General features: G+C 67.4%; 23 protein-coding genes and 1 tRNA gene. 14 read left to right on the top strand and 10 right to left on the bottom strand.

Going from position 1 to position 26,134, the window contains the following annotated elements:
* The first annotated feature begins 162 nt into the window (after positions 1 to 162).
* Together EDC31_RS17645 and EDC31_RS17640 are read left to right on the top strand one after the other, a co-directional pair.
* Positions 163 to 876: a hypothetical protein gene (locus EDC31_RS17645; RefSeq protein WP_042060302.1), complete on the top strand. Its 714-nt coding sequence runs from the start codon at positions 163 to 165 to the stop codon at positions 874 to 876.
* On the top strand, positions 873 to 1,271 hold the full coding sequence (locus EDC31_RS17640; protein WP_052512045.1) for a cytochrome c3 family protein: 399 nt from the start codon (positions 873 to 875) through the stop codon (positions 1,269 to 1,271). Before EDC31_RS17645 ends, EDC31_RS17640 begins: the two co-directional genes overlap by 4 nt.
* Positions 1,272 to 1,275: 4 nt before the next feature.
* Here EDC31_RS17640 and EDC31_RS05200 read toward each other — a convergent pair whose 3' ends face one another.
* On the bottom strand, positions 1,276 to 2,727 hold the full coding sequence (locus tag EDC31_RS05200) for an AMP nucleosidase (protein WP_042060371.1): 1,452 nt from the start codon (positions 2,725 to 2,727) through the stop codon (positions 1,276 to 1,278).
* A gap of 146 nt (positions 2,728 to 2,873) precedes the next feature.
* Between EDC31_RS05200 and EDC31_RS05195 the strand changes: the two genes are divergently transcribed.
* Positions 2,874 to 3,203, top strand: coding sequence for a DUF6525 family protein (locus tag EDC31_RS05195; protein WP_042060304.1), 330 nt, complete (start codon positions 2,874 to 2,876; stop codon positions 3,201 to 3,203).
* Here the strand turns inward: EDC31_RS05195 and EDC31_RS05190 are convergent.
* Complete coding sequence (locus EDC31_RS05190) at positions 3,179 to 4,081, bottom strand: S1/P1 nuclease (RefSeq protein WP_081797729.1); 903 nt, start codon at positions 4,079 to 4,081, stop codon at positions 3,179 to 3,181. The genes EDC31_RS05195 and EDC31_RS05190 overlap by 25 nt on opposite strands.
* A 459-nt stretch (positions 4,082 to 4,540) precedes the next feature.
* On the opposite strand from EDC31_RS05190, the gene exaC reads away from it, so the two are divergent.
* On the top strand, positions 4,541 to 6,046 hold the full coding sequence (gene exaC / locus EDC31_RS05185) for an acetaldehyde dehydrogenase ExaC (protein WP_042060372.1): 1,506 nt from the start codon (positions 4,541 to 4,543) through the stop codon (positions 6,044 to 6,046).
* A gap of 174 nt (positions 6,047 to 6,220) precedes the next feature.
* Positions 6,221 to 7,546 carry an NAD(P)/FAD-dependent oxidoreductase gene (locus EDC31_RS05180; protein ID WP_042060374.1) on the top strand — a complete coding sequence of 442 codons (1,326 nt, stop codon included), beginning with the start codon at positions 6,221 to 6,223 and terminating at the stop codon, positions 7,544 to 7,546.
* 7 nt (positions 7,547 to 7,553) lie between these two features.
* On the opposite strand, the gene EDC31_RS05175 is transcribed toward EDC31_RS05180, so the two are convergent.
* From EDC31_RS05175 to modA, 3 genes are read right to left on the bottom strand one after another with little or no spacing between them, the layout of a single operon-like run.
* Positions 7,554 to 8,153, bottom strand: a complete 600-nt coding sequence (locus EDC31_RS05175; protein WP_204366681.1) for an ATP-binding cassette domain-containing protein — start codon at positions 8,151 to 8,153, stop codon at positions 7,554 to 7,556.
* Positions 8,150 to 8,830 carry a molybdate ABC transporter permease subunit gene (gene modB, locus EDC31_RS05170; protein WP_042060309.1) on the bottom strand — a complete coding sequence of 227 codons (681 nt, stop codon included), beginning with the start codon at positions 8,828 to 8,830 and terminating at the stop codon, positions 8,150 to 8,152. Before modB ends, EDC31_RS05175 begins: the two co-directional genes overlap by 4 nt.
* Before the next feature lie 36 nt (positions 8,831 to 8,866).
* Entirely contained in the window at positions 8,867 to 9,613 is a 747-nt protein-coding gene (gene modA, locus EDC31_RS05165) for a molybdate ABC transporter substrate-binding protein (protein ID WP_042060311.1), read from the bottom strand.
* 155 nt (positions 9,614 to 9,768) lie between these two features.
* Here modA and EDC31_RS05160 point away from each other — a divergent pair, with 155 nt between their 5' ends.
* Together EDC31_RS05160 and EDC31_RS05155 are read left to right on the top strand one after the other, a co-directional pair.
* Positions 9,769 to 10,272 carry a hypothetical protein gene (locus EDC31_RS05160; protein WP_132126935.1) on the top strand — a complete coding sequence of 168 codons (504 nt, stop codon included), beginning with the start codon at positions 9,769 to 9,771 and terminating at the stop codon, positions 10,270 to 10,272.
* 6 nt (positions 10,273 to 10,278) lie between these two features.
* Complete coding sequence (locus tag EDC31_RS05155) at positions 10,279 to 11,436, top strand: acyltransferase family protein (protein ID WP_042060313.1); 1,158 nt, start codon at positions 10,279 to 10,281, stop codon at positions 11,434 to 11,436.
* Here the strand turns inward: EDC31_RS05155 and gltB are convergent.
* Both gltB and EDC31_RS05145 read right to left on the bottom strand, forming a co-directional pair.
* Positions 11,403 to 15,932: a glutamate synthase large subunit gene (gltB, locus tag EDC31_RS05150; RefSeq protein ID WP_042060315.1), complete on the bottom strand. Its 4,530-nt coding sequence runs from the start codon at positions 15,930 to 15,932 to the stop codon at positions 11,403 to 11,405. The genes EDC31_RS05155 and gltB overlap by 34 nt on opposite strands.
* 5 nt (positions 15,933 to 15,937) lie before the next feature.
* Positions 15,938 to 17,380, bottom strand: coding sequence for an NAD(P)-dependent oxidoreductase (locus tag EDC31_RS05145; protein WP_132126934.1), 1,443 nt, complete (start codon positions 17,378 to 17,380; stop codon positions 15,938 to 15,940).
* A 400-nt stretch (positions 17,381 to 17,780) separates the two neighbouring features.
* On the opposite strand from EDC31_RS05145, the gene EDC31_RS05140 reads away from it, so the two are divergent.
* Both EDC31_RS05140 and EDC31_RS05135 read left to right on the top strand, forming a co-directional pair.
* Positions 17,781 to 17,867: transfer RNA gene (locus EDC31_RS05140), tRNA-Leu, on the top strand.
* A gap of 81 nt (positions 17,868 to 17,948) precedes the next feature.
* Entirely contained in the window at positions 17,949 to 18,614 is a 666-nt protein-coding gene (locus EDC31_RS05135) for a ribonuclease D (protein ID WP_042060319.1), read from the top strand.
* A gap of 62 nt (positions 18,615 to 18,676) precedes the next feature.
* Here EDC31_RS05135 and EDC31_RS05130 read toward each other — a convergent pair whose 3' ends face one another.
* Genes EDC31_RS05130 through msrB form a run of 3 tightly spaced genes read right to left on the bottom strand, consistent with a single transcriptional unit; the run spans position 18,677 to position 19,995 of the window.
* On the bottom strand, positions 18,677 to 18,889 hold the full coding sequence (locus EDC31_RS05130; RefSeq protein WP_042060320.1) for a hypothetical protein: 213 nt from the start codon (positions 18,887 to 18,889) through the stop codon (positions 18,677 to 18,679).
* 3 nt (positions 18,890 to 18,892) lie between these two features.
* Positions 18,893 to 19,552, bottom strand: a complete 660-nt coding sequence (upp, locus tag EDC31_RS05125; RefSeq protein WP_042060321.1) for a uracil phosphoribosyltransferase — start codon at positions 19,550 to 19,552, stop codon at positions 18,893 to 18,895.
* 47 nt (positions 19,553 to 19,599) lie between these two features.
* Positions 19,600 to 19,995 (bottom strand): peptide-methionine (R)-S-oxide reductase MsrB, encoded by a 396-nt coding sequence (msrB, locus tag EDC31_RS05120; protein ID WP_042060323.1) that lies wholly within the window; start codon positions 19,993 to 19,995, stop codon positions 19,600 to 19,602.
* Positions 19,996 to 20,226: 231 nt separating this feature from the next.
* On the opposite strand from msrB, the gene gpmI reads away from it, so the two are divergent.
* The 5 genes from gpmI (at position 20,227) to EDC31_RS05095 (ending at position 26,133) form a co-directional block, all read left to right on the top strand.
* Complete coding sequence (gpmI, locus tag EDC31_RS05115) at positions 20,227 to 21,756, top strand: 2,3-bisphosphoglycerate-independent phosphoglycerate mutase (protein WP_042060380.1); 1,530 nt, start codon at positions 20,227 to 20,229, stop codon at positions 21,754 to 21,756.
* 209 nt (positions 21,757 to 21,965) lie between these two features.
* Positions 21,966 to 23,051 (top strand): murein hydrolase activator EnvC family protein, encoded by a 1,086-nt coding sequence (locus EDC31_RS05110; RefSeq protein ID WP_081797733.1) that lies wholly within the window; start codon positions 21,966 to 21,968, stop codon positions 23,049 to 23,051.
* Positions 23,052 to 23,193: 142 nt separating this feature from the next.
* The gene (locus tag EDC31_RS05105) at positions 23,194 to 24,651 is read left to right on the top strand and encodes a S41 family peptidase (RefSeq protein WP_042060327.1); all 1,458 of its coding nucleotides are present in this window, start codon (positions 23,194 to 23,196) and stop codon (positions 24,649 to 24,651) included.
* A complete protein-coding gene (locus EDC31_RS05100; protein ID WP_042060329.1) occupies positions 24,638 to 25,654 on the top strand; it encodes a divergent polysaccharide deacetylase family protein in 1,017 nt (338 codons plus the stop codon). The genes EDC31_RS05105 and EDC31_RS05100 overlap by 14 nt, the downstream gene beginning before the upstream one ends.
* Positions 25,651 to 26,133: an RNA pyrophosphohydrolase gene (locus EDC31_RS05095; RefSeq protein ID WP_081797735.1), complete on the top strand. Its 483-nt coding sequence runs from the start codon at positions 25,651 to 25,653 to the stop codon at positions 26,131 to 26,133. The genes EDC31_RS05100 and EDC31_RS05095 overlap by 4 nt, the downstream gene beginning before the upstream one ends.
* The last annotated feature ends 1 nt before the right edge of the window (position 26,134 follow it).

The following is a 26,134-nucleotide window of genomic DNA, read 5'->3' as shown; positions in this document are numbered from 1 at the left end:
ACGATATCGAAATGTATTCGATCTGGAAGCCTCGGGAGGGCACGATGAATCTGAAGCAAGGCAGCGGATCATAACGGACCGCGGAAAAAGCGGCGGTCCTTGCGCTTCTTTTTCCCCGGCGCAGGAAGACGTCTCCTTCGGCAACGACATGAAGGGCATCGCGTGACGCTTTTCGTCTCCTATGGCGTCGTGTTGCTCGGGCTCGTCACGGCCCTCTGGTATGGCGTTTACGACCCGCCGGGCGATATTCGCCTCGCCGGGAGCTTCGTAGCGGGATATGACGCCTTCTTCCTGCTCTGCGCGATGAGCCTGCTCTCCGCGCGCCCCGCCGCGCGGCCGTTATGGGACGGCAAGTTCTTCCTCAACCTGCACCGCCTGCTCGCGATTCTGCTGCTCGGACTGCTGCTGCTCCATGCCGCGCTGTTTCTGAGCCTCGGCAGGGTCACCTTCGTCTATCTCACACCGGCCGCGCCCTGGCCGATGCTCGCCGGTCTGGGCGCGGGGCTCGCGCTGCTGCTCTGTTTCGGCACAAGCGCCTCGCTGAGCGTCATCAAACGCCTCTACGCGGATGCGCGGCATTTCGACCTGCTGCATCGCGGAATCGCAGCGGCGGCGGTGCTGCTCGCAGCCGTCCATATCGTGCTGTCCCGCGACCACGCGACCAGCGCCGTCGCGCAGGCCCTGATCTGGAGCGGCGCGGGTCTGGCCCTGCTCGCGCCCAGCCTCCGCCGGATGAGGATCTTCGCGGCGACGGGCCGCAAAAGGGGGCAAAAGCGCCGCCGGGTCGCCGCCGCCCTGCCCGCGCGACTGGTGCTGGGCTTCGCGCTCCTCTGCCTGGCCGCTGGCCTGCCCCTCATCTTGCGGACCCTTCGATGACCCCGCATCGGCGCCATCTCCTGCCGCCCCTTCTGGCCGGATCATGCGCGCTGCTCGCGCTCGGCGCGGGCGTGGCCCATTTCCGGCACGATACGCGCCACCGCGGCGAGCCGCTGAGTTTTCCGCACGCCGTGCACGGGCAATTCCCCTGCATGACCTGCCATCACGACGTGAACGATCCGCTGCTGCAATCCGGCCCGTCGAAGGAATGCGTGGCCTGCCACCTGCTCACCCCCGCCACCTCCGCCGACACGCAGCGGCTGTTCCATGAGTTCTGCGAGGGCTGTCACCTGCGGATGGCGCGCAACGGACGGAAATCGGGCCCGGTGAAGGACTGCACCGCCTGCCACGTCGCCCACCATCCGCCCGTCAGAGGAACGTTCATTTTCCGCTGACCCCTCAGCGGAAGGGCGGCTCGTCGAATCCGCGCAGCTTGCGGGAGTGCAGATTCCGCATCCCCCGCTCGCGCAGAAGCCGCATGGTCTCGATGCCGACCATCAGATGCTGGCTCACCCGCTCGCGATAGAAGGCGTTCGCCATACCCCGCAGCTTGAGTTCGCCATGCAGCGGCTTGTCGGAGACGCAGAGCAGCGTCCCGTACGGCACGCGGAAGCGGAAGCCGTTCGCCGCGATGGTGGCGGATTCCATGTCCACCGCGATGGAGCGGCTCATGTTGATCTGGGTGAACAGCGCCTGGAGCCGCAACTCCCAGTTCCGGTTGTCCGTGGTCATCACCGTGCCGGTCCGCAGCCGGGTCTTGATGTCCCCCGCCTCCAGCCCCGTCACGCGCAGCATCGCCTCCTGCAACGCCACCTGGACCTCGGCGATCGGCGGCACGGGCACCCAGGGCGGCAGATCGTCGTCCAGCACGTGATCGTCGCGCACATAGCCATGCGCCAGCACATAGTCGCCCAGGAGCTGGGATCGGCGGAGCCCGGCGCAATGCCCCACCATCAGCCAGCAATGCGGGCGCAGCACGGCCAGATGATCGGTAATCGTCTTGGCGTTGGAGGGGCCGACGCCGATATTCACCAGCGTGATGCCATCCCCGTCCGGGCGGCAGAGATGATAGGCGGGCATCTGCGGCAGGCCCGCCATCGGCTCTTCCGGCGTGCTCCCCGCGCGATAGATGACATCGCCCGGCTCGACGAAACTGTCGTACTCCGTCGCCGCGTCCACCTGCGCGCGCGCATGGTCGCGAAAGCCGTCGACATAGCGCTGATAGTTCGTCAGCAGGATGAAACGCTGGAAATGGCGCGGTGCCGTGCCGGTGTAATGATGCAGCCGCGCCAGCGAATAATCCGTCCGCTCGGCCGTGAAGAGCGCCAGCGGGCGCGGCCGGTCGGCGCCGGGAATGATCTCGCAATTCGCGATCGTATCGTCCGTCGCATGCAGGTCCGGCAGGGCGAAACGATCCTGCAACAGATGCATGTCGCGCTCCGTCAGCCCCGCCACCGCGTCCTCCATCACATAGGAGAGCGGCATCGGACGGCGGGACAGCCCGACATAGACCGGGCAGCGGTAATCCCGCAGCAGCGCGCCGATCTGCTCGCGCCAATATTCGGCGAACAGCACCGGCCGCGTCAGCGTCGTGCCGTAGAAACCCGGTTCGAGAATATTGTCGAAGGGCGGGCGAACGCCCGCGGGAATGGCGGCGCGGGACAAGGGGAAGGCGAGATAGGGATAACAGGACGTCGCCGCCTCGCGCGCGGCGAAGGCACGGCGCAGCCGCGTCACGCCCTCGTCATACAGCACCGAAATCCGCGCCAGAGCGCCGTCGGCCGTGTCGAACGGCAGAAAATCGGACCCGACCGACGAAAAAAAACCCGCCAATGCTTCATCACCCGTCATGGCGCGTCCATCCCTCCCTGATCCCTCCACCGACAGATGAAGTTCTTCCGCGCGCGAAGGCAAGAGTTCTCCTCGTCGGGCCTCCCGTGACAAGCCCGCAGGGAATGATATGTTATATCATTCTATATCCTGCGAGACCGAAAGCCATGCCGGACCATAACGACGAAAACGGGCGCGACGCCCTCTGGAGACGCCATGAGGGCGACCCCTGGGCCGCCTTCGACAGCCTGCCTCCCGCGATCCGGCATCGCCTGATGGAGCACGCCTATGATCCATGGCCTGTCAACGCCCTGCATCTCTGGCGCCATTACAAGCGCGTCCATGGCCCCGGACCGCGCGCCGAGCGCGCTCTGCTCCGCTATCTCGATTATTGCGAACGGCTGGAGCAGGACGCCTTCATCACCTGTCGCGCGCCCCTGCCGCATGTCGCGGCGAAGGTCTCGATCCAGCGTTACGGCGAGGGTCCGAAGCTCTGATTCAGCACGGCGGCGAGCCGCACGCCGGCCTGCTCCAGCCGGATCTGGACCACCGGCCAGGCCATGGCGGAATAGGCGTCGCCCAGATCGGCCCCCTTGTTCGCGGGCAACGCCCCATAGACAAGACTCCGCGCGAGGCCATGGCTCTCATCCGCCCAGTCGATCGCCGCGCGGCGCTCTCCGCCCGGCGTCACGTCGGACGCCCAGTAAGCCGCCTCGTCCGGCGTGATCGCCGCGTCCAGCACCTTCGCTTCCTTCCGGGCGGCGGCGAAGTCGATGCTGTAATGCCGCCCCACGACCAGCCCCGCCTCCCTGTCGATCACGCCGCTGTCCCAAAGTGAGTGCAGGTTCATATGACCGTTGGCATCATCCCCATAATAGGTGAGCCGCACCGTATTGCCGCCCTTGTCTTCGGCGCGCTGGGCGGCGTGAAGCGGCTGGTGGATGTCGCCCACCAGATGCACCACCCATTTCAGCGCCTCCAGCCGCTTCTCCGCCGGGGCATGCGCATCGGCCAGCACAGCTTCCATCTGCGGCAGCTTCTCCACCACGCAGGCATCCCCCGGGCAGTCGCGCGCCCGGTCGTACGCCTGCTCCGCCACGTCGATATCCACATAATGCCAGGACAGAGTCTCCGGCGCGCCGCCCGCGCTCCGGGGCAGATGGCCGATCGTGTCCGGCCAGGACGCCACCTCGTCCAGAGACTGATGCCCCTCCTGCGCCAGAAGGGCGGCCACGCCCTGCGCGGCCTGCGGCGTCAGACGGGACTGGGCGATATCGGCGACGATCGCATGGCCGTACGGCCCCCAGGCGCGTGCGGCAGGGGCGACGGCGACGGCCGCGAAGAGGAGCGACACGAGACGGAGTGACGACGGCACGAGGATCTCCTGAAGATTTTAGGACGAAGGTTCTGGAACGGGGAGTCCGGAACGGGGACGGATCGGGAAAACGAGCCGATTCGTTCTACCCTGTCCGCGCGCGCCTGTCCCGGATTTCGCTCGGACGCCGTCCCGACCACGAATCCGGCGAAAGTAACGAAAATTCGATGTGATGGGCTCACCGGGATGTTATTATTCTTCAACAGGCAGTTAGGTCGCGATTTATGGCACCGGGTGCTATTATCACTTATTTGTGATATTCCGCGCTCTTGGTCCCGTTATCAGGGCTGGCCTAACTGCAAGTCCTTGAACGACGTTCCCTCGGACGCATCGGAAGCGACACGACGGCTGTAACGTCCGGACGGCAGATGATAACCGTTTTTGTGTTATGATCCTCCGGTCCGGACATGACCGACGCGCCGTGTCCCGTTCAGACCAGCACGAAAGGCTGTGACGATCATGTCTGCATCCAACCAGGTTCCCCCCTTCAAGTCCCGTTACGAGAACTATATCGGCGGCGAGTGGCGCGCGCCCGTCGAGGGCCAGTATCTCAAGAATCCGTCGCCGGTGAACGGCCAGATCCTGTGCGAGGTTCCGTCCTCCACGGCCGCCGATATCGAGCTGGCGCTGGACGCCGCGCACAAGGCGAAGGCCGGCTGGGCCGCCACCTCGCCCGCCGCCCGCTCCCTCGCCCTGCTCCGCGCCGCGGACCGCATGGAGCAGAATCTCGATCTCATCGCCCGCGCCGAGACGTGGGACAACGGCAAGCCCATCCGCGAGACGATGAACGCGGACATCCCGCTCGCCATCGATCATTTCCGCTACTTCGCCGGGTGCCTGCGCGCGCAGGAAGGCGGAATCTCCGAGATCGACGCGACGACCTACGCCTACCATTTCCACGAGCCGCTGGGCGTCGTCGGCCAGATCATTCCGTGGAACTTCCCGATCCTGATGGCCGCCTGGAAGCTGGCGCCGGCGCTGGCCGCCGGCAATTGCGTCGTCATGAAGCCCGCCGAGACCACCCCGGCCTCGCTGCTGGTCGTCATGGAGATCATCGGCGACCTCTTCCCGCCCGGCGTGCTCAACATCGTCAACGGGCTGGGCAAGAATGTCGGCGCGGCGCTGGCGAACAACACGCGCATCGCCAAGATCGCCTTCACCGGTTCGACGGCGACCGGCAAGTTCATCGCCCATGCGGCGGCGGAGAACCTCATCCCCGCGACGCTGGAACTCGGCGGCAAGTCGCCCAACGTCTTCTTCGCCGACATCATGGATCATGATGACGACTATCTTGACAAGGCCGTCGAGGGCTTCACCATGTTCGCGCTCAACCAGGGCCAGATCTGCTCCTGCCCGAGCCGCGCGCTGGTGCATGAATCGATCTATGACCGCTTCATGGAGCGCGTCCTTCCCCGCGTGAAGGCGATCAAGCAGGGCAACCCGCTCGACCCCACCACCATGATGGGCGCGCAGAACTCGAAGATGCAGGAGGACAAGATCCTCAGCTATATCGAGATCGGCAAGCAGGAAGGCGCGCAGCTCCTGACCGGCGGCGCGCGCCCCGATCTCGGCGCCTCCTTCAATGACGGATTCTATGTCGAGCCGACCGTCTTCAAGGGCAACAACAAGATGCGGATCTTCCAGGAGGAGATCTTCGGCCCGGTCCTCGCGGTCACGACCTTCAAGACCGAGGCCGAAGCCCTCGCCATCGCCAACGACACCGAATACGGTCTCGGCGCCGGCGTGTGGAGCCGCAACGCCAATACCTGCTTCCACATGGGTCGCGGGCTCGAAGCCGGGCGTGTGTGGATCAACTGCTATCACGCCTATCCCGCTCATGCCGCTTTCGGCGGCTACAAGAAATCCGGCATCGGGCGCGAGACGCACAAGATGGTGCTGGAGCACTACCAGCAGACCAAGAACATGCTGGTCAGCTACAGCGAAAAGAAGCTCGGCTTCTTCTGAGCGGAACTGGGGAAGGGGCCTTCGGGCCCCTTCTCACATTCATGTTTCCTGCCTTCTTGAGGTGTTGGCTTCCGGTGTTGGGCGCGCCAGGAAAAGAGACGCTTGCCGTCCGGATAATTCCGCTTTTTATAAGAGGCCGTCATCCGACGCATGGAACAGCCGGAGATATCTTCCGTGAACCAGACCGCCTCACCTCGAGATCCTTCCTCCCCGCCACAGCTCCACAAGCCGCGTCTCGTCATCGTGGGCGGCGGCGTCGCGGGACTCGCGCTCGCCACGCGGCTGGGCGATCAGCTCGGCCGCACGGGACAGGCGGCCATCACCCTGGTGGACAAGAGTTTCGCCCATGTGTGGAAACCCATGCTCCACTGCTTCGCGGCGGGCACGGCGCAGAACGAGAATGACCGCATCCCCTTCCTGCCCCAGGCGAGTCGTCACCATTTCGAATTCTGGCCGGGCGAGATCACCGCGATCGATCGCGAGAACCGCGCCCTGACGCTGGCCCCCGTCCGCGCCGCGGACGGGTCGGAGGTGCTGGGCGAGCGCATGGTGCACTACGATATCGTCGTGCTCGCCATCGGCAGCCGCGCCAATGATTTCGGCACGCCCGGCATTCTGGAGCATTGCCTCTTCATTGACAATTTCGTCGAAGCCAACAGCTTCAACGAGAAATTCCGCATGGCCCTGCTCCGCGCCTTCGCCGACCACGAACCGCTCAACATCGCCATCGTCGGCGGCGGCGCCACCGGCACGCAGCTTGCGGCCGAACTGCACAAGGCGCTCGAACTGGCCGCCCTCTATTCTTTCGGCCAGACCCCGCCGACGCTCAACGTCACCCTGCTCGAAGCCGGGACGCGCATCCTGCCCGCCTTCCCCGAGGAGGTCTCGGCCGCGGCCACGAAGGAGCTCGAAGCCCTGGGCGTCACCGTCCGCATGAACGCCATGGTGACTGGCGCCGACGCGACCGGCTACACGCTCCGCGACGGCGGCCGCGTCGACGCCGAGCTGCGCGTCTGGGCGGCGGGCGTTCGCGCGCCTGCCGTGACGGAACGCTTCGGGGCCCTCAAGCTGACCCGCTCGGGCCAGGTCGAGGTGCATCCCTCCCTGCAATCCATCGACGACGACCGCTTCTTCGCCATGGGCGACTGCTCCTTCATCGTCGGCAACCCGGTCGCGCCCACGGCGCAGGCCGCGCGTCAGCAGGCTCACCATCTCGCGCGCCACCTCCCCGCTCGGCTGCTCGCCGGCACGCCGGTCCCCGACTGGACGTTCCGCAACAAGGGCGCGATCGTGGCGTTGAGCGATTACAATGGCTGGGGCACCTTCTCCGGCGGCACCGTTTTCGGCGGCGGATGGTTCCGCGGGCTCTCCGCGCGGGTGGGCCATCTGGCGCTCTACCGCCAGCATCAGTTCGAAATCTACGGCCCGTGGCGGGGGCTGCTCTCCATGATCACCGATGGGCTCGACCGTTTCATCCGCCCGGCCGTGCGGCTGGACTGAGCCCCCCTCAGAGGACTACCTCCCGGTCGGCGATGGCCGCCCGCTCCGCCGGATCATGCGTCACATAGAGCGCGGGCAGCCCCCGCGCGGCGAGAAACGGGCGCAGGCGGGCGAGAACCTTGTCGCGCGCCGCATGATCCAGCGCCGAAAGCGGCTCGTCCATCAGCATCAGCACCGGCCGCGAGAGCAGCGCCCGCCCCAGCGCCACACGCTGGCGCTCGCCGCCCGAAAGCGCCTTCACCCCCCGCCCCAGCAGGGGCGCGAGATCGAGCAGCGCCGCGATCTCGTCCAGCCCGCCCGAGCGCGCGCCGTACAGCAGGTTCCGCCGCACATCGAGATGCGGAAAGAGCGCCGATTCCTGGAACACATAGCCGGTGCCGCGCCGCCAGGGCGGAAGGAACACCGAGTCGTCCTGCCAGACCACGCCGTTCACGACGCACCGCCCCTGAGCGAAACGATGCAGCCCGGCCATGGCGCGCAGGACCGTCGTCTTGCCCGCGCCGGACGGCCCCACCATCGCCGTCACCCCCGCTGCGGGAACGGCGATGGCGACATCCAGCATCTTCCCGCTGATCCGCCCGCTGAACGCCGCCTCCACTCCGCTCACGGCGCGCGGGACCGCGACATCAGGCGCTGGGTGACGGTCAGCCCCAGCACGGCGAGAAAGGAAAACGCCACCATCCCCCCGGCGATCCAGTGCGCCTCGCCCCAGCGATCCGACTCCACCGCGTCATAGAGCGCGATGGACAGCACCCGAGTCCGCCCCGGCAGATCGCCGCCGATCATCAGGATCAGCCCGAACTCGCCCACCGTGTGCGCGAAGGCCAGCACCGCCGCCGCCGCCAGCCCCGGCGCGGCCAGCGGAACCCCCACGGTGACGAAGGCCCGCAGAGGCGTGGCGCGCAGCGTCCAGGCGGCCTCGATCAGCCGGGGATCGACGCTCTCGAACCCCGCCCGCGCCGACTGGATCACGAAAGGCAGCGACGCCGCGACCGAGGCAAAAACCAGCCCCCCGAAGCTGAACGCCAGCGTTCTCGCCCCCCAGAGCCCGGCCACCGCGCCGCCGGGGCCGCGCGGCCCCAGCAGCAGGAGCATGTAGAAGCCCAGTACCGTCGGCGGCAGAACCATCGGCAGGGACAGCACGCTCGCCGCCACATCCCGCCAGAATCCGCGCCCGCGCGCCAGCCGCCAGGCGATCGGCGCGCCGACCGCCATCGACAGCACGGTCGTCACCGTCGCGAGCTTGACCGTCAGCCAGATCGCCACGCCGAGATCCGGGTCCATCACCGTGCGGGCTCCCTTACCATGCGGGACGCGACCTCATTTCCCGTATCCATAGCGGGCAATGACCGCCCGCGCGGCCGGCGTCTTCAGATAGGCGAGAAATCCCTTCGCCGCCGCATTCCCTTCACCATGCGCCAGCAGCACCGCGTCCTGATGAATCGGAGCATAGAGCGTCTCCGGCACGACCCAGACACTGCCGGGGTTCCCCGCCGCCTTGACCTGCGAATAGGCGACGAAACCCAGCTCGGCGCTCCCCGAGCGGGCGAACTGCCAGGCCTGCGCCACATCCGCCCCGACGACGAGACGCGGTTCGAGCGCGTCGTAAACGCCGAGCTTCCGCATCGCCTCGACCGCCGCCGCGCCATAGGGGGCGAGCGCGGGATTGCAGATCGCCAGATGGGCGAACCGCCCGCTCCGCAGGACGGCTTCCCCCGCCGGCAGAGCCGCGTCGCCGCTCCACAGCACGAGCGTCCCGACGGCATAGGTGAAACCGCTGCCGCTCACCGCCAGATGCGCCTTCAGCAGGGAGTCCGGCCGGGCCGCATCGGCGGAGAGAAAGGCGTCGAACGGCGCGCCGTTGCGGATCTGCGTCAGGAACTGTCCGCTCGACCCGAAACTCGCCTGCACGTCGTTGCCGCTCGCCTGGTCATAGGCGACGATCAGCACTTTCGCCGGAGCGATGAAATTGGCGGCGATCGCCACCCGCGCCGTTTCCGCCCGCGCAGCCCCCGCCCCCGTCGCCCCGGCCATCAGGGCCAGCACGGCCATCGCCCGCCATTTCATTCACGCCTCCGTCTTTTGCGCCGATGGTAGCGCACGCCCCGAGCGGCGCAAGGACTCCGGCGGCACGCGGACCCCGCCCTTTGGAAACCCTGCACGCCAAGTCGGCGAGGCGCGGGAATGGACGCGGCATCGCTCGCAAGCTACGCTCGCGCATCATGAAGCATCGTTTTTTCCCCGCCGTCGCGGCCTTGCTCGCATTCGGGGCGGCTCACGCAGCGCCCTGCCCCCGGGATGCGCCTCTTCCTTCCGGTTTCGAAAGATGGGCGCATCCCGGCCTCGGCGTCGCCGCGTGGCAGGAATCGGGCACCTATCAGGCGACGCTGCCGCTGGGCCGCGCCGTGACGCTCCATCTGCCCGACATCGGAACCGTGCATTTCATCGTCCCCCCGGGCGGCAAGGGGAGTCACGGCCCGTATGGCGGAATGATCGGCATCGACGTGCCCAGCGGCGCGACCTATCGCGTCATGCTGAGCGGCCGCGCCTGGATCGACATGGTGCAGGACCGCGCCGATCTGCCGTCCAGCGCCCATCAGCACGGGCCGGACTGCACCGGCATCGCCAAGATCGTCAGCTTCCCCCTTCATGCGGGCTGGCACGTGCTGCAAATCAGCGGCGCGCCGGACCCCACGATCACGGTCATGATGTCCTCGACCCCCTGACCCCCGATGGCCCTGCCCTCGTTCGAGCATGCGCGCGCGCGCCTCGCCGGTCCCGATCTGGCAAGGGCGCTGGCGATCGTGTTCGTGCTCATCTCCCATGACGGCGGCATCGTCTGCCAGTGGTGGGGGACGGTCCAGCCGCCGGGACTGGCCGCGCTGGGGTTCTGGGGCGTGATGCTCTTCTTCGTGCTGAGCGGCTTCCTCATCGGCACGCTCATACTCGATCTCCTCCGCCATGACGGCGCGCCGCGGGACTGGCCGCCCCTCTGGGGCAGTTTCCTCCTGCGGCGCTGGCTGCGCACGTTGCCCGCCTATTACGTGTTCTTCCTTCTGGCCGCCGTGCCGCTCGAACTGCTGGGGCCGTTCGGCGTCCCGCGCGCGGAGGCGGCGCGCGTCTGGCCCTATTACGCGACGCTGACGCAAAACCTCTTCTGGCCGCCGGTCTCGGGCTGGTTCGGCGTCTCCTGGTCGCTCTGCATCGAGGAATGGTTCTACCTCGCCTTCCCGCTCTGCCTCGTGCTCGCGCGCCTCGCGGGCCTGACGCGCGGGCGCGCCTTCGCCCTGACGCTCGCGCTGTTCTTCGTCGTCCCGGTGCTGTGCCGCCTGAGCCTGCCGCCTGACGTGAACTGGGACGAGGCGACGAGCAAGATCGTTCCCTGCCGTCTCGATTCCCTCGCCTGGGGCGTCGCGGCCGCATGGCTTCAACGCGACAGCGCCCGGTTCCGCCGCGCGTGGCGCCCGCTGCTGGCCGTCGGTCTCGGCATTCTGGGGATCACCTGGGCGCTGGGCGCGTCCGGCGTCGCCCTGGGGTCCGTCCGCTTCCAGAAAATGGCGCTGTTCGACATCGCCGGGTGCGGCTACGCGCTCTGCGTGCCCGCGATGATGCGGCTGCGCCGGCTGCCGCCGCTCCCCGGCGCCGTCGTGCGCAACCTCAGCACCTACAGCTACGGACTCTATCTTTCGCATCTGTCGATCATGCTGCTGGCGGGCGATCTGCATACGCGGTACGGGCTCGGGCGTCCGGCCACGCTCGCCTTCGCCGCCGCCACCACCATCGCCTGGCCGGTTCTCTCCTGGCGGCTGGTGGAACGGCCCTGCCTGCGCGCGCGACCGTCCCAATACGTCCCGGCTTACGCGGCCCGCGCCGCCGCCGGCGCCTCGTAGCCGATCACCAGCGCGTAATCCGTGGGCACGACGTGCCAGAACTTCGGCAGCACATCGTCCCAGCGATGGAGCAGCTCGGCGGCATAGGCGCTGCCGGTCTCCTGCGCATGGCGCTCGACCAGTTCCCGCAGCTCCGCCGCATAACGGTCTCCCGCGGCGAGACGGTTCCAGTGCAGCGTGTCGGGGTTGATCCGGCTCTCGAAACGCCCGTCGGCATCCAGCACATAGGCCATGCCGCCGGTGAATCCCGCGCCGAAATTATCGCCCGTCGGGCCAAGCAGCACCACCGTTCCGCCGGTCATGTATTCGCAGGCATTGGAGCCCGTTCCCTCCACCACCGCCACCGCGCCGGAATTGCGCACCGCGAAACGCTCGCCCGCCTGCCCGGCCGCGAACAGCTCGCCCGAGGTTGCACCGTACAGCACGGTATTGCCGATGATCGCATTGTCCTGCGACCGCCGCGTCGAGGTCTGACACTGGCGCACCACGATCGTCGCGCCCGACAGTCCCTTGCCGACATAGTCGTTCGCGTCGCCGATCATGTCGATCTTCACGCCCTGCACCGCGAAGGCGCCAAGGGATTGCCCCGCCGAGCCGCGCAGGCGGAGCGTGAGATGACCGGGCGGCAGCGCATGCATCCCGAATTGCCGCGTGATCAGGCCGGAGACGCGCGTGCCGATGGCGCGATGCGTGTTCTGCACCGTGTAATGCAGCGCCAGCTTCTCCCGCCGCTCGAAAAGCGGGCGGGCATCGGCGATGATCTGCGCGTCCAGCGTCTCGGGCACCTCGTTGCGCCCCTCCCGCGTGCAATACCGCTCATGCGGGCCGGGATCGGCCTGCACCAGCAGGGAGTTGAGATCGAGATCGTCGAGATAATCCGCCCCGCGCGAGACCTGATGCAGCAGGTCCGTGCGGCCGATCACCTCCTCCACCGAACGGAAGCCGAGTTCGGCGAGGATGTTGCGCACGTCCTCGGCGATGAAGGTGAAGAGGTTGATGACCTTCTCCGGCGTGCCCTCGAACTTCGCCCGCAGCGCCTCGTCCTGAACGCAGACGCCGACGGGGCAGGTGTTGGAATGGCATTGCCGCACCATGATGCAGCCCATCGCCACCAGCGCCGCCGTGCCGATGCCGAATTCCTCCGCCCCGAGCATGGCCGCGATCACCACGTCCCGCCCGGTCTTGATCCCGCCATCCGTGCGCAGCAGCACGCGATGGCGCAGCCGGTTGAGCATCAGCACCTGATGCGCCTCCGACAGCCCCATCTCCCACGGCAACCCCGCATATTTGATGGAGGATTGCGGGCTCGCCCCGGTGCCGCCGGAATGGCCGGAGATCAGGATCGCATCCGCCTTCGCCTTGGCGACGCCCGCCGCGATCGTGCCGATGCCGCTGCGCGCCACCAGCTTGACCGTGACCGTCGCATCCGGATTGATCTGCTTGAGATCGTAGATGAGCTGCGCCAGATCCTCGATCGAATAGATGTCGTGATGCGGCGGCGGGGAGATCAGCGTCACCCCCGGCGTCGCATGGCGCAGGCGTCCGATCAGCTCCGTGACCTTGAAGCCCGGCAACTGGCCGCCCTCGCCGGGCTTGGCGCCCTGCGCGACCTTGATCTCCAGCTCGCGGCAATTGTTGAGATATTCCGCCGTGACGCCGAAGCGCCCGGACGCCACCTGCTTGATGGCGGAGTTGGCGTTGTCGCCATTCGCGCGCGGCCGCGCGCGCTCGGAATCCTCGCCGCCCTCGCCGGAATCGGATTTCGCGCCGATGCGGTTCATCGCGATCGCCAGCGTCTCATGCGCCTCCGGGCTCAGCGCGCCCAGGGAAATGCCCGGCGAGATGAGGCGACGGCGGATCTGCGTGATGCTCTCCACGTCGTCCACCGGAATCGGCTCGCGGGTGGAGCGGAAGTCCAGCAGATCGCGCAGCGCGACCGGCGGCTGCCTGCGCACGGCCTCGGCATAGCGGCGATAGAGCGAGAAGCTCTCCGTGGACACCGCCGTCTGGAGCATGTGGATGAGCTGCCCGTTGAACGCATGCGCCTCGCCCGATCGGCGCAGCTTGTAGAGCCCGCCGATCGGCAGCGCCTCCACCGGCCCGCCCCAGGCGGACTCGTGCGCGGAGAGCACGTTGCGCGCGATGCCCGGCAACCCGATGCCGGAGATGCGCGTCGGCATGCCGGGGAAGAATTCCGCCACCAGCGCGCGGGAGAGGCCGATCGCCTCGAAATTATACCCGCCGCGATAGGCCGAGACGATGGAGATGCCGGATTTGGACATGATCTTGAGCAGACCCTTGTCCACCGCCTTCCGATAGCGCTCCACCGCCTCGCGCAACGTCAGATCGCCGAAGAGGCCGCGCCGCAGACGGTCCTGGATGCATTCCTGCGCCAGATAGGGGTTCACCGAGGTCGCGCCCACGCCGATGGTCACGGCGATCGCATGCACGTCCATCGCATCCGCCGAGCGCACGTTCAGCGAGGTGAAGGTGCGCAGGCTCTGGCGCACGAGATGGATATGCACCGCCGCCGTGGCGAGGATCATCGGGATCGCCGCCCGTTCCGCGCTCTGCCCCTCATCGGTGAGGAAGAGATGCATGCAGCCGCCGCGCACCATCTCCTCCGCCTCGCGGCGGATGCGCGCGATGCCGTCGCGTAGCCCCGCCTCGCCCTCGGCGGCGGGGAAGGTGCAGTCGATCGTCCGGCCGTCCTTGCCGCAGAAGCTCCGCAGCGCCTCGAACTCGCCGCTGGTCAGCACCGGGCTGGGAAGCTGGAGCATGTCGCACTGTTCGGACGACTGGTCGAGGATATTGCCCAGATTGCCCAGCCGCGTGGCGAGGCTCATCACCCGCGTCTCACGCAGGGAATCGATGGGCGGATTCGTCACCTGGCTGAACCGCTGACGGAAATAATGCGCCAGCCCGCGATACCAGGCGGAGAGCACCTGCAAGGGCGTGTCGTCGCCCATGGACCCGATCGCCTCCGCGCCCGTCTCCACCATCGGATGCAGGATCGTCTCCAGCTCCTCGTGGGTCAGACAGGCCGCGAGCTGACGCCGCCGCAGCTCGTCGGCCGAGAACATCACCGGCTCGGCCACATCCGCCCGCACCACGGAGCCGATATTGCGCGTGCGCTTCGTCCAGGCGGCGAAATCCTGCCGGCCCGCCAGCAGGTCGAGCAGTTCCTCCGGCGCGTAGAGCTTCGCGGTCCTGAGATCGAGCCCCAGCGTTTCCCCCGGACCCAGGCGCCCCAGATGACGGATCTCCGAGTCCTTGAACCGCACCATCCCCGTCTCGGAGCCCACGACCAGCAGGTCGCTCTCCGTGATCATGTAGCGCAGCGGCCGCAGACCGGCGCGGTCCAGTCCCGCCACGACCCAGCGCCCGTCCGTGCCGCAGATCGCCGCCGGGCCGTCCCACGGCTCCATCACCGCGTTGCAGTAGGAGAAGAGCGCGCGATGATGCGGCGGCATCGCGGAATTCGAGCCGATGCTGGCGGGAACCAGCAGCGTCTTGACCATCGGCGCGTCCCGCCCGGCGAAGGTCAGCAACTCGAACACGTTGTCGAGCATCGCCGTGTCCGACCCCGCCGCCTGCACGACCGGCTTGAGGTCGCTCATATACGGGTCCAGCTCAGGATCGGCGAGCCGCGTCTCGTGGCTGCGCATCCAGTTGACATTGCCCGAGAGGGTGTTGATCTCGCCGTTATGCGCGATCCGGCGGAACGGCTGGGCCAGCTTCCAGGTGGGAAAGGTGTTGGTCGAGTAGCGCTGGTGATAGATGGCGAAGCGCGACCTGAACCGCTCGTCCAGCAGGTCCGGGTAGAAATCCGTCAGATTCTCGGCGAGGAACATGCCCTTGTAGATGACCGAGCGGCAGGACATCGAGCAGACATAGAGATCGACATGCTGCGCGTCCGCCGCCTTCTCGATCCGGCGGCGGATGACGTAGAGATCGCGCTCGAACTCGTCCTCGGACCGTTTGAGGCTGTTGCGGATCATGATCTGCTCGATCTCGGGCCGCGTCGCATTGGCCTTCTCGCCGATGCAGGCCGTGTCGATCGGCACTTGCCGCCAGCCATAGATGCCATAGCCGAAGGCGAGGATCTCCGTCTCGATGATCGAGCGGCCCGCCTCCTGGGCGGAGAGATCGGTCTTGGGCAGGAACACCATGCCGATGGCGATGCGCCCCTCGATATGGTCGTCCCCCGCGCTGTGAATCGCGTCGGCGAAGAAATCCTGCGGGATCTCGACATGGATGCCCGCGCCGTCGCCGGTCTTGCCGTCCGCATCCACCGCGCCGCGATGCCACAGCGCCTTCAGCGCGTCGATGCCCGCCACCACCACGTCACGCCGCCGCTTGCCGTCCAGCGCCGCGACCAGGCCGACGCCGCATGCGTCCTTCTCGTCCGCCGGATCGTACAACCCGTCGAGCCGCCCGATATTGGCGGCATGGGCCGCAAGGAAATCCTCGTTGACGTCCTCGTTCCGCGCCATGTCCCTTACTCCGCCATCTCGCGTTCGACTCCGGCCTTCGCCGTCAGATGATCATGAATCTCCGCCGCGGCATCGCGCCCGTCCCGGATCGCCCAGACCACCAGCGACGCGCCGCGCACGATGTCGCCCCCCGCGAACACGCCCGGCAGGCTGGTCTGGAAACGGCCCGGCGCGACCTTCAGCGTGCCCCATTTCGTCACATCGAGATCCGGCGCGTCCCAGAGCGCCGGAAGATCCTCCGGCTCGAAACCCAGCGCCTCGACGACCAGCTCCGCCTCCACGGTGAAAGCGCTCTCCGGCATCGGCTCGACGGATTGCCGCCCCGTCGCATCCGGCAGACTCAGCCGCATCCGGTGCGCCCGCACGCCGGCGACCGCGCCGTCGCCCAGGAACGCCTCGGGCGCGGCGAGCCAGGTGAACCGCACGCCCTCCTCCTCGGCGTTCTTCACCTCCTGCATCGAGCCCGGCATATTCGCGCGATCGCGACGATACAGGCAGGTGACGGATTTCGCGCCCTGCCGGATGGAGGTGCGGACGCAATCCATCGCCGTGTCGCCGCCACCGATGACGACGACGTTCTTGCCCCCCGCATGCAGGACGGCATCGTCCCCCGGCGCCTCGCGATAGCCGCGCCGGTTGGAGGCGGTGAGAAAATCGAGCGCCTGCACGATCCCGCTCAGCCCCGAGCCCGGCAGCTTCACCTCGCGCGTCTTGTAGACGCCGGTGGCGACGAACACCGCGTCGTGCCGCGCGCGCAGCGTATCCAGCGCCGTCTCGCCCGCGCCCGCGCCGATCGGCGTGGAGAGATGGAAGACGACACCCTGCTCTTCCATGAGCCTGTGCCGCCGGTCCAGCACGTGCTTCTCCAGCTTGAAGCTCGGAATGCCATAGACCATCAGCCCGCCGACGCGGTCATGCCGATCATAGACATGAACCTGATAGCCGAGCGCCCGCAGCCGTTCCGCGGCCGCGAGGCCCGCCGGCCCCGCCCCGACGACGCCGATGCTCTCCTCCCGCTCGCTGGACGGCAGGTTCGGCTTCACCCAGCCGTTCTCGAAGGCGGTCTCGGTGATGAATTTCTCCACCGCGCCGATCGTGACGCTGGAAAAGCCCTTCTGGATGACGCAGTTCCCCTCGCACAGACGGTCCTGCGGGCAGATGCGGCCACAGATCTCGGGGAAGGTGTTGGTCGCTGAGGAAACCTCATAGGCTTCCTCCAGCCGGTTTTCGGCGGTCAGCTTCAACCAGTCGGGAATGTTGTTCCCCAGAGGACAATGCACGGAGCAGAAGGGCACGCCGCATTGCGAGCAGCGCGAGGCCTGCATCTCCGCGCGCTCGACGGAAAAGGCGCGATAGATTTCGCCGAAATCCTGCCGGCGCTCCTCGACGGCGCGCTTCTCCGGCTGTGCCTGCGGCAGGGAAACGAATTGCAGCATACGCTCGGCCACGGCCGTGCCCTCCCCTGAGTCTGTAAGACCTGAGTCCGTGCGGGTCAGCTAGAACACCGCATCCGATGATATAAGTCATCAATGCTGACCATTCAGCCGGATTCGGCAAGTTTCTCAAAAAATGCCAATCTTCCGCGAAAGATAATAAGACCGATTCGGACCTATCCAGCCGCACGCTCCAAGCGCCGTCAGCGCCGCCGCCAGGCTCTTATCGAGTCGCGATCATGGAAGCCCCCGGGACACCGCGATTATCCGCCGCGCGACGGGTCTCGGCGCAAAGCATACACTATTTTTCATGCGGAGTGTTGACGCCCCTATGCCGGGGAGCTAAACGCCTCCACACCCTCCCGGACACCTTTGCCTGACCATCAGGCGACAGGGTGAAACGGGTAGCCTCTGAGCCCAGATGGCGGAATTGGTAGACGCGCAGGTTTCAGGTACCTGTGCCAGCAATGGCGTGGAAGTTCGAGTCTTCTTCTGGGCACCATGGCGTTATTCGGAAAAGCCGGCGAGCGATCGCCGGCTTCCGTATTTCAGGCCCGCTCCCTTCCGATGACAGGAACGTCCCATGTCCTCGACCAGCACCGCCTTCACCCTGCATGACGGCGACTTGCCGGACGGGCTCGATCTCGGCCCTGTCGTTGCCGTCGATACCGAGACGATGGGCCTCAACCCGCATCGCGACCGGCTCTGCCTCGTCCAGCTTTCCGCCGGAGACGGCCGGGCGCATCTCGTGCAGATCCGCCAGACCGCGCCGATGGCCGCGGCCGGAAGCGTGCGCTACGCCCCCGCGCCGAACCTCGCCCGGCTGATGGCGGATACGCGCGTCACCAAGCTGATGCATTTCGCGCGCTTCGACGTCGCGGTGCTGCAACATGCGCTGGGCATCACCGTCGCGCCCGTCATCTGCACGAAGATCGCCGCGCGGCTGGTCCGCACCTTCACGGACCGCCACGGCCTCGCCGCCCTGTGCCGCGACCTGCTCGGCGTCGAGATCAGCAAGCAGCAGCAAACCTCCGACTGGGGCGCCGACACGCTGACGCCCGAGCAGATCGCTTACGCCGCCTCGGACGTGCTGCATCTCCATGCGCTATGGAACAGGCTGGAACCACTGCTGGAACGCGAGGGCCGTCGTGAACTGGCCCAGGCGTGCTTCGATTTCCTCCCCGCCCGCGGACAACTCGATCTGCTCGGCTACGAGACGCCGGACATTTTCTCGCATCGCTCCGTCTAGCCCTCCCGCCGTGCTCGCGCCGTGACGCGGGAGAGGCCGCCGGCCTCGACCCCCTCGCCGCGCTAGACCCCCGCCTGACGGATCGCCTCGCCCTCCTCCGCGAGGAAGGCGGCCAGATCGCCACGCGCCGCGCGGATCAGCGCCTCAGCCGAGAGTCCGATCGCCTCCGCCTCCTTCAGACACAGGGCAACCGCCGCGTCGAGGTCATGCGCGCCGTGCGCCAGATGATCCTCCACCCACGTATCGAGCCATTCTTCGATATCCTCGGTCGACATGTCTCACCTCGTTCCGAACAGCCGGTCCCCGGCATCGCCGAGACCGGGCACGATATACCCCTTCTCGTTCAGCCCGCGATCGATCGAACAGGTGACGATCTTCACATCCGGATGATGGGCATTCATGCAGGCGACGCCCTCGGGCGCGGCGAGCAAGCAGACGAAGACGATCCTCTTCCCCCCGGCGGCCTTCACCCGGTCGATGGCGGCGACGGCGCTATGGCCGGTGGCCAGCATCGGATCGACTACGATGCAGTCGCGCTCCGCCACGTCCTCGGGCAGCTTCATGTAGTATTCGACCGCTTCCAGCGTGTCGTGATCGCGATAGAGCCCGACATGCCCGACACGCGCGGCGGGAACCAGATCGAGCATGCCGTCCAGAATACCGTTCCCCGCGCGGAGGATGGAGATGAAGCAAAGCTTCTTGCCCGAGAGCATCCGCCCCTCCATCCGCTCCAGCGGTGTCTCGATCTCGACCGGCTCGGTCGGCAGGTCGCGCGTCGCCTCGTAGCACATCAGCAGGCTGAGTTCGCGCGTGAGCCGACGGAACCCCGCCGTGGAGGTCGCCGCCTGACGCAGCCGCGTCAGCTTGTGCTGCACGAGAGGGTGATCGAGAACGACGGGCGCCACGGATCGCGGCACGGAGGCAGGCAAATCAGTCATGTCGCTCCTTTAGCGCATCCTCCCCTTTTCTGTCAGCGGCGCGCGGGTCAGCCGGGCGCGGTTTCCGGACGAAAATCCAGCACGACGCCGTTCATGCAATAGCGCAGGCCCGTCGGCGGCGGACCATCGGGAAAGAGATGCCCGAGATGCCCCTGACAGGCGGCGCAATGCACTTCCGTCCGCACCATCCCGTGCGACGTATCGCGCGTCAGACCCACCGCGCCCTCCCGCGCGGCGAAGAAGGACGGCCAGCCGCTGCCGCTCTCATATTTGGCGGACGACTCGAACAACACCGCGCCACACCCGGCACAATGATAGAGTCCCGGGCGTTTCTCGTCGTTCAGGGGGCTGGACCCTGGCCGTTCCGTCCCGTGTTCCCGCAATACACGCTGTTGTGCGGGCGTCAGCACGCCGCACCCGCCCGTTCCACATCCTTCGGCCATCATTTCTCTCCCTGCCACTACCGCCAATCTGGGCCGCCCACACGCCGTTGTCATCGCCACGAAAATGAAAAATCCCGTTTTGTCTGTCGGACTCCGGACCTCAGTGACTGCAAGCCAAGAGTTTCCAGGGAAGGCAGAGCCCCCACATATCGCGCGCCCTTTCGGACTGGTTCGCAAACCGGGCGAATGGTGGCATTGTGAGGCACAGATTTCATGAGTGAAGGGTCCATGATGACGGTTTCTCCCACACCCCGCCCCGTGATGCTGGTCATCCTCGACGGTTTCGGGGATAGTTCGGTGGCCGAGGACAATGCTGTCGCCCTGGCGAAAACGCCGAATTTCGACCGACTCTGGACCGCCTGCCCCCACGCCTATCTCCGCACCTGCGGGGAAGATGTCGGGCTGCCGGAGGGCCAGATGGGCAATTCCGAGGTCGGGCATCTGAATATCGGCGCGGGACGTGTGGTGATGCAGGATCTGCCGCGCATCACCAGGGCGGCGCGCGAGGGCGAGCTGGCGGAAAATGGCGCCCTGCTCAAGCTCGTCGACGCGCTGAAAGGATCGGGCGGCACGTGCCACCTCATGGGCCTCGTCTCGCCGGGCGGCGTTCACGCCCATCAGGACCATCTCGTCGCCCTGGCGCGGGTCGTGGCCGCGGCGGGCGTGCCCGTGGCGGTCCATGTGTTCACGGACGGGCGCGACACGGCGCCGCAATCGGGCGCCGCGTCCCTCCGCGACTTCGCCGCCGCCCTGCCGGAGGGCGCGACCATCGCCACGATCAGCGGCCGTTACTACGCCATGGATCGCGACAATCGCTGGGAGCGCGTGCGCCTGGCCTATGACGCGCTGACGGACGGCAAGGGCGAAGCCGCCGCCGATCCGCTCACGGTCCTGCCCGCCGCCTATGAACAGGGCGTGACCGACGAATTCCTCAAACCGACCGTGATCGGCGATTATGCGGGCATGAAGGACGGGGACGGGCTGCTTTCCGCCAATTTCCGCGCCGACCGGATTCGCGAGATCCTCTCCGCGCTGCTGCAGCCGTCATTCGCCGGATTCGCCCGCCCGCATTTCTTCAAATTCGCCGGAGCCGCCGGGATGACGCGCTACGGCAACGAACTCGCGCCGCTGATGGACGTGCTCTTTCCGAAGGATTCGATGGACGACCTGCTGGGCGAGGTCGTCTCCCGCGCGGGCATGACGCAGCTCCGCATGGCGGAGACGGAAAAATATCCGCACGTCACCTATTTTCTGAACGGCGGCCGCGAGATTCTGCTGGACGGCGAGGAGCGCATCCTCGTGCCGTCGCCGAAGGTGGCGACCTATGACCTCCAGCCCGAGATGTCGGCTCCCGAACTGACGGACAAGGCCGTCGCCGCCATCGAAAGCGGGAAATACGATCTGATCGTGCTGAACTACGCCAATCCGGACATGGTCGGCCACACCGGCGTGCTGGCGGCGGCGATCAAGGCCGTGGAGACGGTCGATACCGGGCTGGGCCGCCTCGCGGATGCGATCGGCAAGGCGGGCGGCGCCCTGCTCGTCACCGCCGATCACGGCAATTGCGAGACCATGCGCGACCCCGAGACCGGCGGTCCGCACACCGCCCATACGCTCAACCGCGTGCCGGTCCTGCTCGCCGGAACCGCCGCGAAGAGCCTGCATGACGGACGGCTGGCCGATCTTGCGCCGACTCTCGTGGCGCTGCTTGGGCTCGAACAACCCGCCGCCATGACCGGCCAGACGCTGATCGACGCCTGAACGCCCGGCTCTCCTGCCGTCGCGGCCTCGCCTGTCTCGGGGCGCTGGCGCTCTGCCTGACGCCCTGCGCCGCCGCGCCGCACCGGAGCGCCCATTCTCGGAGCGCGCCCCATCATCCGGGCGGCAAAAAGGACGCGCAGGCGACGCTCACGGCGGCGCAATCCTCCCATGCCGCGCTGATCCGGCAGCAGGCCGCGCAGGCGCGACTCGTGGCCCAGCGCAGGAAGCAGGCTGCCGCCGCGCAGGCAAAGGCGCAGGCGGATGCCGCCCGCACCAGGACTCTCGCCGCCGCCACCGCCGCCGTGGGCACGGCGCTGACGGAGACGGAAAACCGGATCGCCGCCCTGCAAGCGGAGATCGACACGCTGACCCGGCGTCAGGACGCATTGAAAGCGGAAATCGCGCGGCGCGACGCGGCACTGCGGCCGCTTCTGCCCCTGGCCGAGCGCCTCTCCCTGGCCCCGGCGACGACGCTGATCGCCAGCCCCGTATCTCCTGATCGCGCCGTGCAGGGCCTGGCCATTCTGAGCGGGCTGGCCCGGCTGACCGCGCGGGAAGCGGCGGAGATCCGCGCGCAACAGCAGGAACTCGCCACCACCGCCGCCACGCTGGACGCGAAACGTCAGATACTCGACAGTCTGCGCCAGAGTCAGGCCGCCCAGCGCGACGAGGACGCGCGCCGCACGCGCCTCGCCCGGCGAGTCGAACATCGGGCGATCACGGAGGCCACGCAGGCTCGCGCGGCCGTCGCCCGCGCCGCCGCCGCGGCGACGGATCTTCAGGACGCGATCGCCCGCATCGAGCATGAGGAAGACGCCGCCCGCGCGGAGATCGACGCCGAGGCCCGGGCAGCCGAGGCGCAGCACCATCGGCAACGCGCCGATCGTCTGCGACGTCAGGCCGCGTCCCTGGACACGTCGAACGGCCCCGGCCCGACCCGGGGAAGCAGCGGCGCTCCGGTCGCCGGCAGCATCGCCGTCGCGTGGGGCGCGCCCATGGAGGCCGGTCCCGCCACAGGCATCACCTACGCCGCCGCGAGTTCGGCCCCCGTGCATGCGCCCTGCGCGGGACGCATTGATTTCGCTGGAGAATTCCGCTCCTTCGGCCCCATGCTGATCCTCGATTGCGGGCGACATTACCGCTTCGTCCTTGCCGGCCTCGGCGCGCTTTCCGCACATAGCGGGGACTCCGTCCACAAGGGCGCCGCGCTGGGCACGATGCCGTCGGGCGGCGGGCGGCTCTTCGTGCAATTACGGCATGGAAGCGAGGCCGTCGACCCGCGCCCGTTCCTGTAGGAGACAGAAGGGGAGTTTTGCAGGATGCTTCGACAGGTTAAGCTCACCGCGTTATAGCTTTGGTAAGGATCATGCCCCTAACCTGCGCTCCGACGGAGATCGCGACAGGAACGGGAGAGGTCGGTTACAAGGAATGAGATTGATGAAGCTCCGCACTGGCCTGCTCCTCGGGACGGCATTTTTCGGCGGCATTGCCGCAGGCCCTGCGCTCGACCGCTTCGCGGCCCCCGCCTTCCTCCAGGCTCTCGGCGCCTCCTCCGCCTTCGCGCGGGAGGTCGCGCAGGACAGCGGCAATCACAGCGAGACACTGCGCCTGCTGACGCTGTTCGGCACCGTTCTCGACATCGTCCGCTCGGAATATGTCGAACCCAAGAGCGACAAGGATCTGATCACCAACGCGCTGGACGGGCTGGTCGGCAATCTCGACCCCCACAGCTCCTACATGACCGAGAAGCAGTACAAGGACATGCAGGTCCAGATCTCGGGCAAGTTCGGGGGGCTGGGCATCCAGGTCCAGGAGCAGGACAACCACATCCGTGTCGTCTCCCCGATGGACGACACGCCGGCCTCGCGCGCGGGCATCAAGCCCGGCGACTTCATCACAGAGGTGGACGGCAAGAGCCTCGAAGGCATGACGCTGGACGAGGCCGTCGCCAAGATGCGCGGCGCTCCGGACACGAAGGTCACGCTGACCATCGTGCGCGCCAAGGAGGCCAAGCCCCTGAAATTCACGCTGACGCGCGAGATCATCCATATCAAGGTCGTGACCTCCGCGCTGTACGGCAAGATCGGCTATATCCGCCTCAACGAGTTCGACGACGACGCCGAGAGCGCGCTGCACGCCGCCTACGACAAGTTGAAGAAGCAGGCCGGCGGCAAGCTGGACGGGCTGGTGCTCGATCTGCGCTTCAATCCTGGCGGCAAGCTGGATCAGGCCATCGCGGTGAGCGACGATTTCATTCCAGAGGGCGAGATCGTCTCCATCCGGGGGCGCCACGCCGACAACAACCATCGCTGGGACGCCAAGGGGACCGACATCACCAACCACCTGCCGATCGTCGTGATCATCAACGGCGGCTCCGCCTCCGCCAGCGAGATCGTCGCCGGCGCGCTTCAGGATCACCGCCGCGCCGTCATCCTCGGCGAGCAATCCTTCGGCAAGGGGTCCGTGCAATCCCTCATCCCCGTGCCGGGCAACGGAGCGGTCCGTCTCACCACGGCGCGATACTACACCCCGTCCGGACGCTCGATCCAGGGGCTCGGCATCATGCCGGACATCACGGTCAGGGAGAGCAAGGACGACGAGGGAATCGGCTATCGCGAATCCGATCTGAAACACATCCTGACCAATATCGGCGGCAACCGCACGAAGCGCGAGAAGCGGACGGACCTGCCGGCGATCGCCTCGACCATCCCCGAGGCGCCCCCCGCCAACTGGCCGAAATTCGACATCAAGAACCCGTCCACCGATTTCCAGCTCCAGGAAGCCCTGCGCGTCGTGCGGGCCATGGCGGGTCTGCCGCCCGGAGACCTGCCGAACAGCGGCGACGGCGACAAGACAGCCTCGAGTTCCCCGCCCGCCGCCCATGTCCATCACTGACGCCTTCCGTACCGAAGCCTCTTTCCGGGCGCGCCTTCCCGTCGCGGGAAAGGCACTGCTCGTCTTCTGGGTCGTCATCGGACTTTCCATCGCGGGAACCGCCGGCGTCCTGGCGTGGCTCGGCCCGCTTCCGAAGGCCCCGCCTGCCCGGCAGGTCGCGGTCCCGGCTCCCGTCAAGTCTGCCGTCGCCCACTCCGCAGCTCATCCTGCGTCCACGCCTCTCCATCCGGCCGCGCCCCTCCCGCCGATCACCGGGCCGCATCTCGCCCTCCTCCTCGGCGGATTCGGCTACTCGGAGCGGTTGACTGCGGTCGCGCTGGCCAGGCTTCCTCCTCAGGTCGCCTTTCTCGTCTCACCCTATCTCCCCGGTCTGCCGCCTCTTATCGCCCAGGCCCGCCGGGACGGGCATGAGCTTTATCTGAATCTCCCCGTGCAGGGCCCCGCGCCCGACGAGCGGTCGGAGGGACCCCACGCGCTCGGCTATGGCAACACCCCGGATCAGGACATGACGGCGCTGGACTGGAGCCTCGGCCGCGCACCGGGCGTCATCGGCATTTCCGTCGCCGACCCGCTGCCGCATGAGGGAGTCGCCGCGCCGGGTTTCGCCGCGACTGCGGATTTCCCGCCTGTCGCGCGCGCCATTGACCGGAAAGGATTGATGGTCCTCGTCAACGGGCCGGAACGCAGCGGCCTGCCGCGCGACCTGCGCGCCAGCGACTCCCTGAATCTCGACACGGATGCGGCGTCGCTCGATGCAACGCTCGCCGCATTGAGCCGCCGCGCCCTGAACGGCGAATATGTTCTGGCCGTCACCAGCACCGTGACGCCGACCGGGCTGGAGCGACTCGCGGCCTGGTGCGACGGACTGAAAAGCGCGGGGGTGACGCTCGTCGCACCCAGCCGGATGCTGACCTCCGACACGCGCACTCTGCCGCCCTCTTCGCCGGAGCCGACTTTCATCCCCTCTCCTCCCCTTCCTCCGACGCTGGAGCAGCCCTCGTGATCGACCCTCCATTGCTGCCCTATCGCCCGAATGTCGGTGCGATGCTTTTCGACCGGCGCGGCCATATCTTCCTCGCCCGGAGGACGGACCTCCCGGGCGAGGTCTGGCAATGCCCGCAGGGCGGCATCGACGACGGAGAAACGCCCGAAGGCGCGGTGATGCGCGAACTGGGCGAGGAAATCGGCACCACGCGCGCGGAAATCCTCGGGCATTATCCCGACTGGCTGTCCTATGACCTGCCGCCCCACCTGATCGGCAAGGCGCTGCACGGGAAATATCGCGGCCAGACCCAGCGTTGGTTCGCCTTGCGTTTCCTCGGCACGGATGCCGACATCGATCTGGACAGCCAGCACCCGCCCGAATTCGATGCGTGGCAATGGGTGGCCGCCGCCGACATCTTCGACTTCAATCTCGGCTTCAAACGTCCGCTCTATGAGACGCTGGTGCCGGCCCTCAGCCTTCTCGCCCCGCCGCTCTGAC

It is taken from the genome of Acidomonas methanolica (genome assembly GCF_004346035.1).
In the GTDB taxonomy this organism is placed as follows: Bacteria; Pseudomonadota; Alphaproteobacteria; order Acetobacterales; family Acetobacteraceae; genus Acidomonas; species Acidomonas methanolica.
This window is presented reverse-complemented; position numbering and strand designations above follow the sequence as displayed.

What these genes read in the sequence shown, in the direction of transcription:
- EDC31_RS05100 (WP_042060329.1), top strand. Translation starts at nt 24,638, where the DNA reads ATGTCCATCACTGACGCCTTCCGTACCGAAGCCTCTTTCCGGGCGCGC.
- msrB (WP_042060323.1), bottom strand. Translation starts at nt 19,995, where the DNA reads ATGGCCGAAGGATGTGGAACGGGCGGGTGCGGCGTGCTGACGCCCGCA.
- EDC31_RS05130 (WP_042060320.1), bottom strand. Translation starts at nt 18,889, where the DNA reads ATGTCGACCGAGGATATCGAAGAATGGCTCGATACGTGGGTGGAGGAT.
- EDC31_RS05155 (WP_042060313.1), top strand. Translation starts at nt 10,279, where the DNA reads ATGGCCCTGCCCTCGTTCGAGCATGCGCGCGCGCGCCTCGCCGGTCCC.
- EDC31_RS17640 (WP_052512045.1), top strand. Translation starts at nt 873, where the DNA reads ATGACCCCGCATCGGCGCCATCTCCTGCCGCCCCTTCTGGCCGGATCA.
- EDC31_RS05160 (WP_132126935.1), top strand. Translation starts at nt 9,769, where the DNA reads ATGAAGCATCGTTTTTTCCCCGCCGTCGCGGCCTTGCTCGCATTCGGG.
- EDC31_RS05135 (WP_042060319.1), top strand. Translation starts at nt 17,949, where the DNA reads ATGTCCTCGACCAGCACCGCCTTCACCCTGCATGACGGCGACTTGCCG.
- gltB (WP_042060315.1), bottom strand. Translation starts at nt 15,932, where the DNA reads ATGGCGCGGAACGAGGACGTCAACGAGGATTTCCTTGCGGCCCATGCC.
- EDC31_RS05195 (WP_042060304.1), top strand. Translation starts at nt 2,874, where the DNA reads ATGCCGGACCATAACGACGAAAACGGGCGCGACGCCCTCTGGAGACGC.
- modA (WP_042060311.1), bottom strand. Translation starts at nt 9,613, where the DNA reads ATGAAATGGCGGGCGATGGCCGTGCTGGCCCTGATGGCCGGGGCGACG.
- exaC (WP_042060372.1), top strand. Translation starts at nt 4,541, where the DNA reads ATGTCTGCATCCAACCAGGTTCCCCCCTTCAAGTCCCGTTACGAGAAC.
- upp (WP_042060321.1), bottom strand. Translation starts at nt 19,552, where the DNA reads ATGACTGATTTGCCTGCCTCCGTGCCGCGATCCGTGGCGCCCGTCGTT.
- EDC31_RS05105 (WP_042060327.1), top strand. Translation starts at nt 23,194, where the DNA reads ATGAAGCTCCGCACTGGCCTGCTCCTCGGGACGGCATTTTTCGGCGGC.
- EDC31_RS05200 (WP_042060371.1), bottom strand. Translation starts at nt 2,727, where the DNA reads ATGACGGGTGATGAAGCATTGGCGGGTTTTTTTTCGTCGGTCGGGTCC.
- modB (WP_042060309.1), bottom strand. Translation starts at nt 8,830, where the DNA reads ATGGACCCGGATCTCGGCGTGGCGATCTGGCTGACGGTCAAGCTCGCG.
- gpmI (WP_042060380.1), top strand. Translation starts at nt 20,227, where the DNA reads ATGACGGTTTCTCCCACACCCCGCCCCGTGATGCTGGTCATCCTCGAC.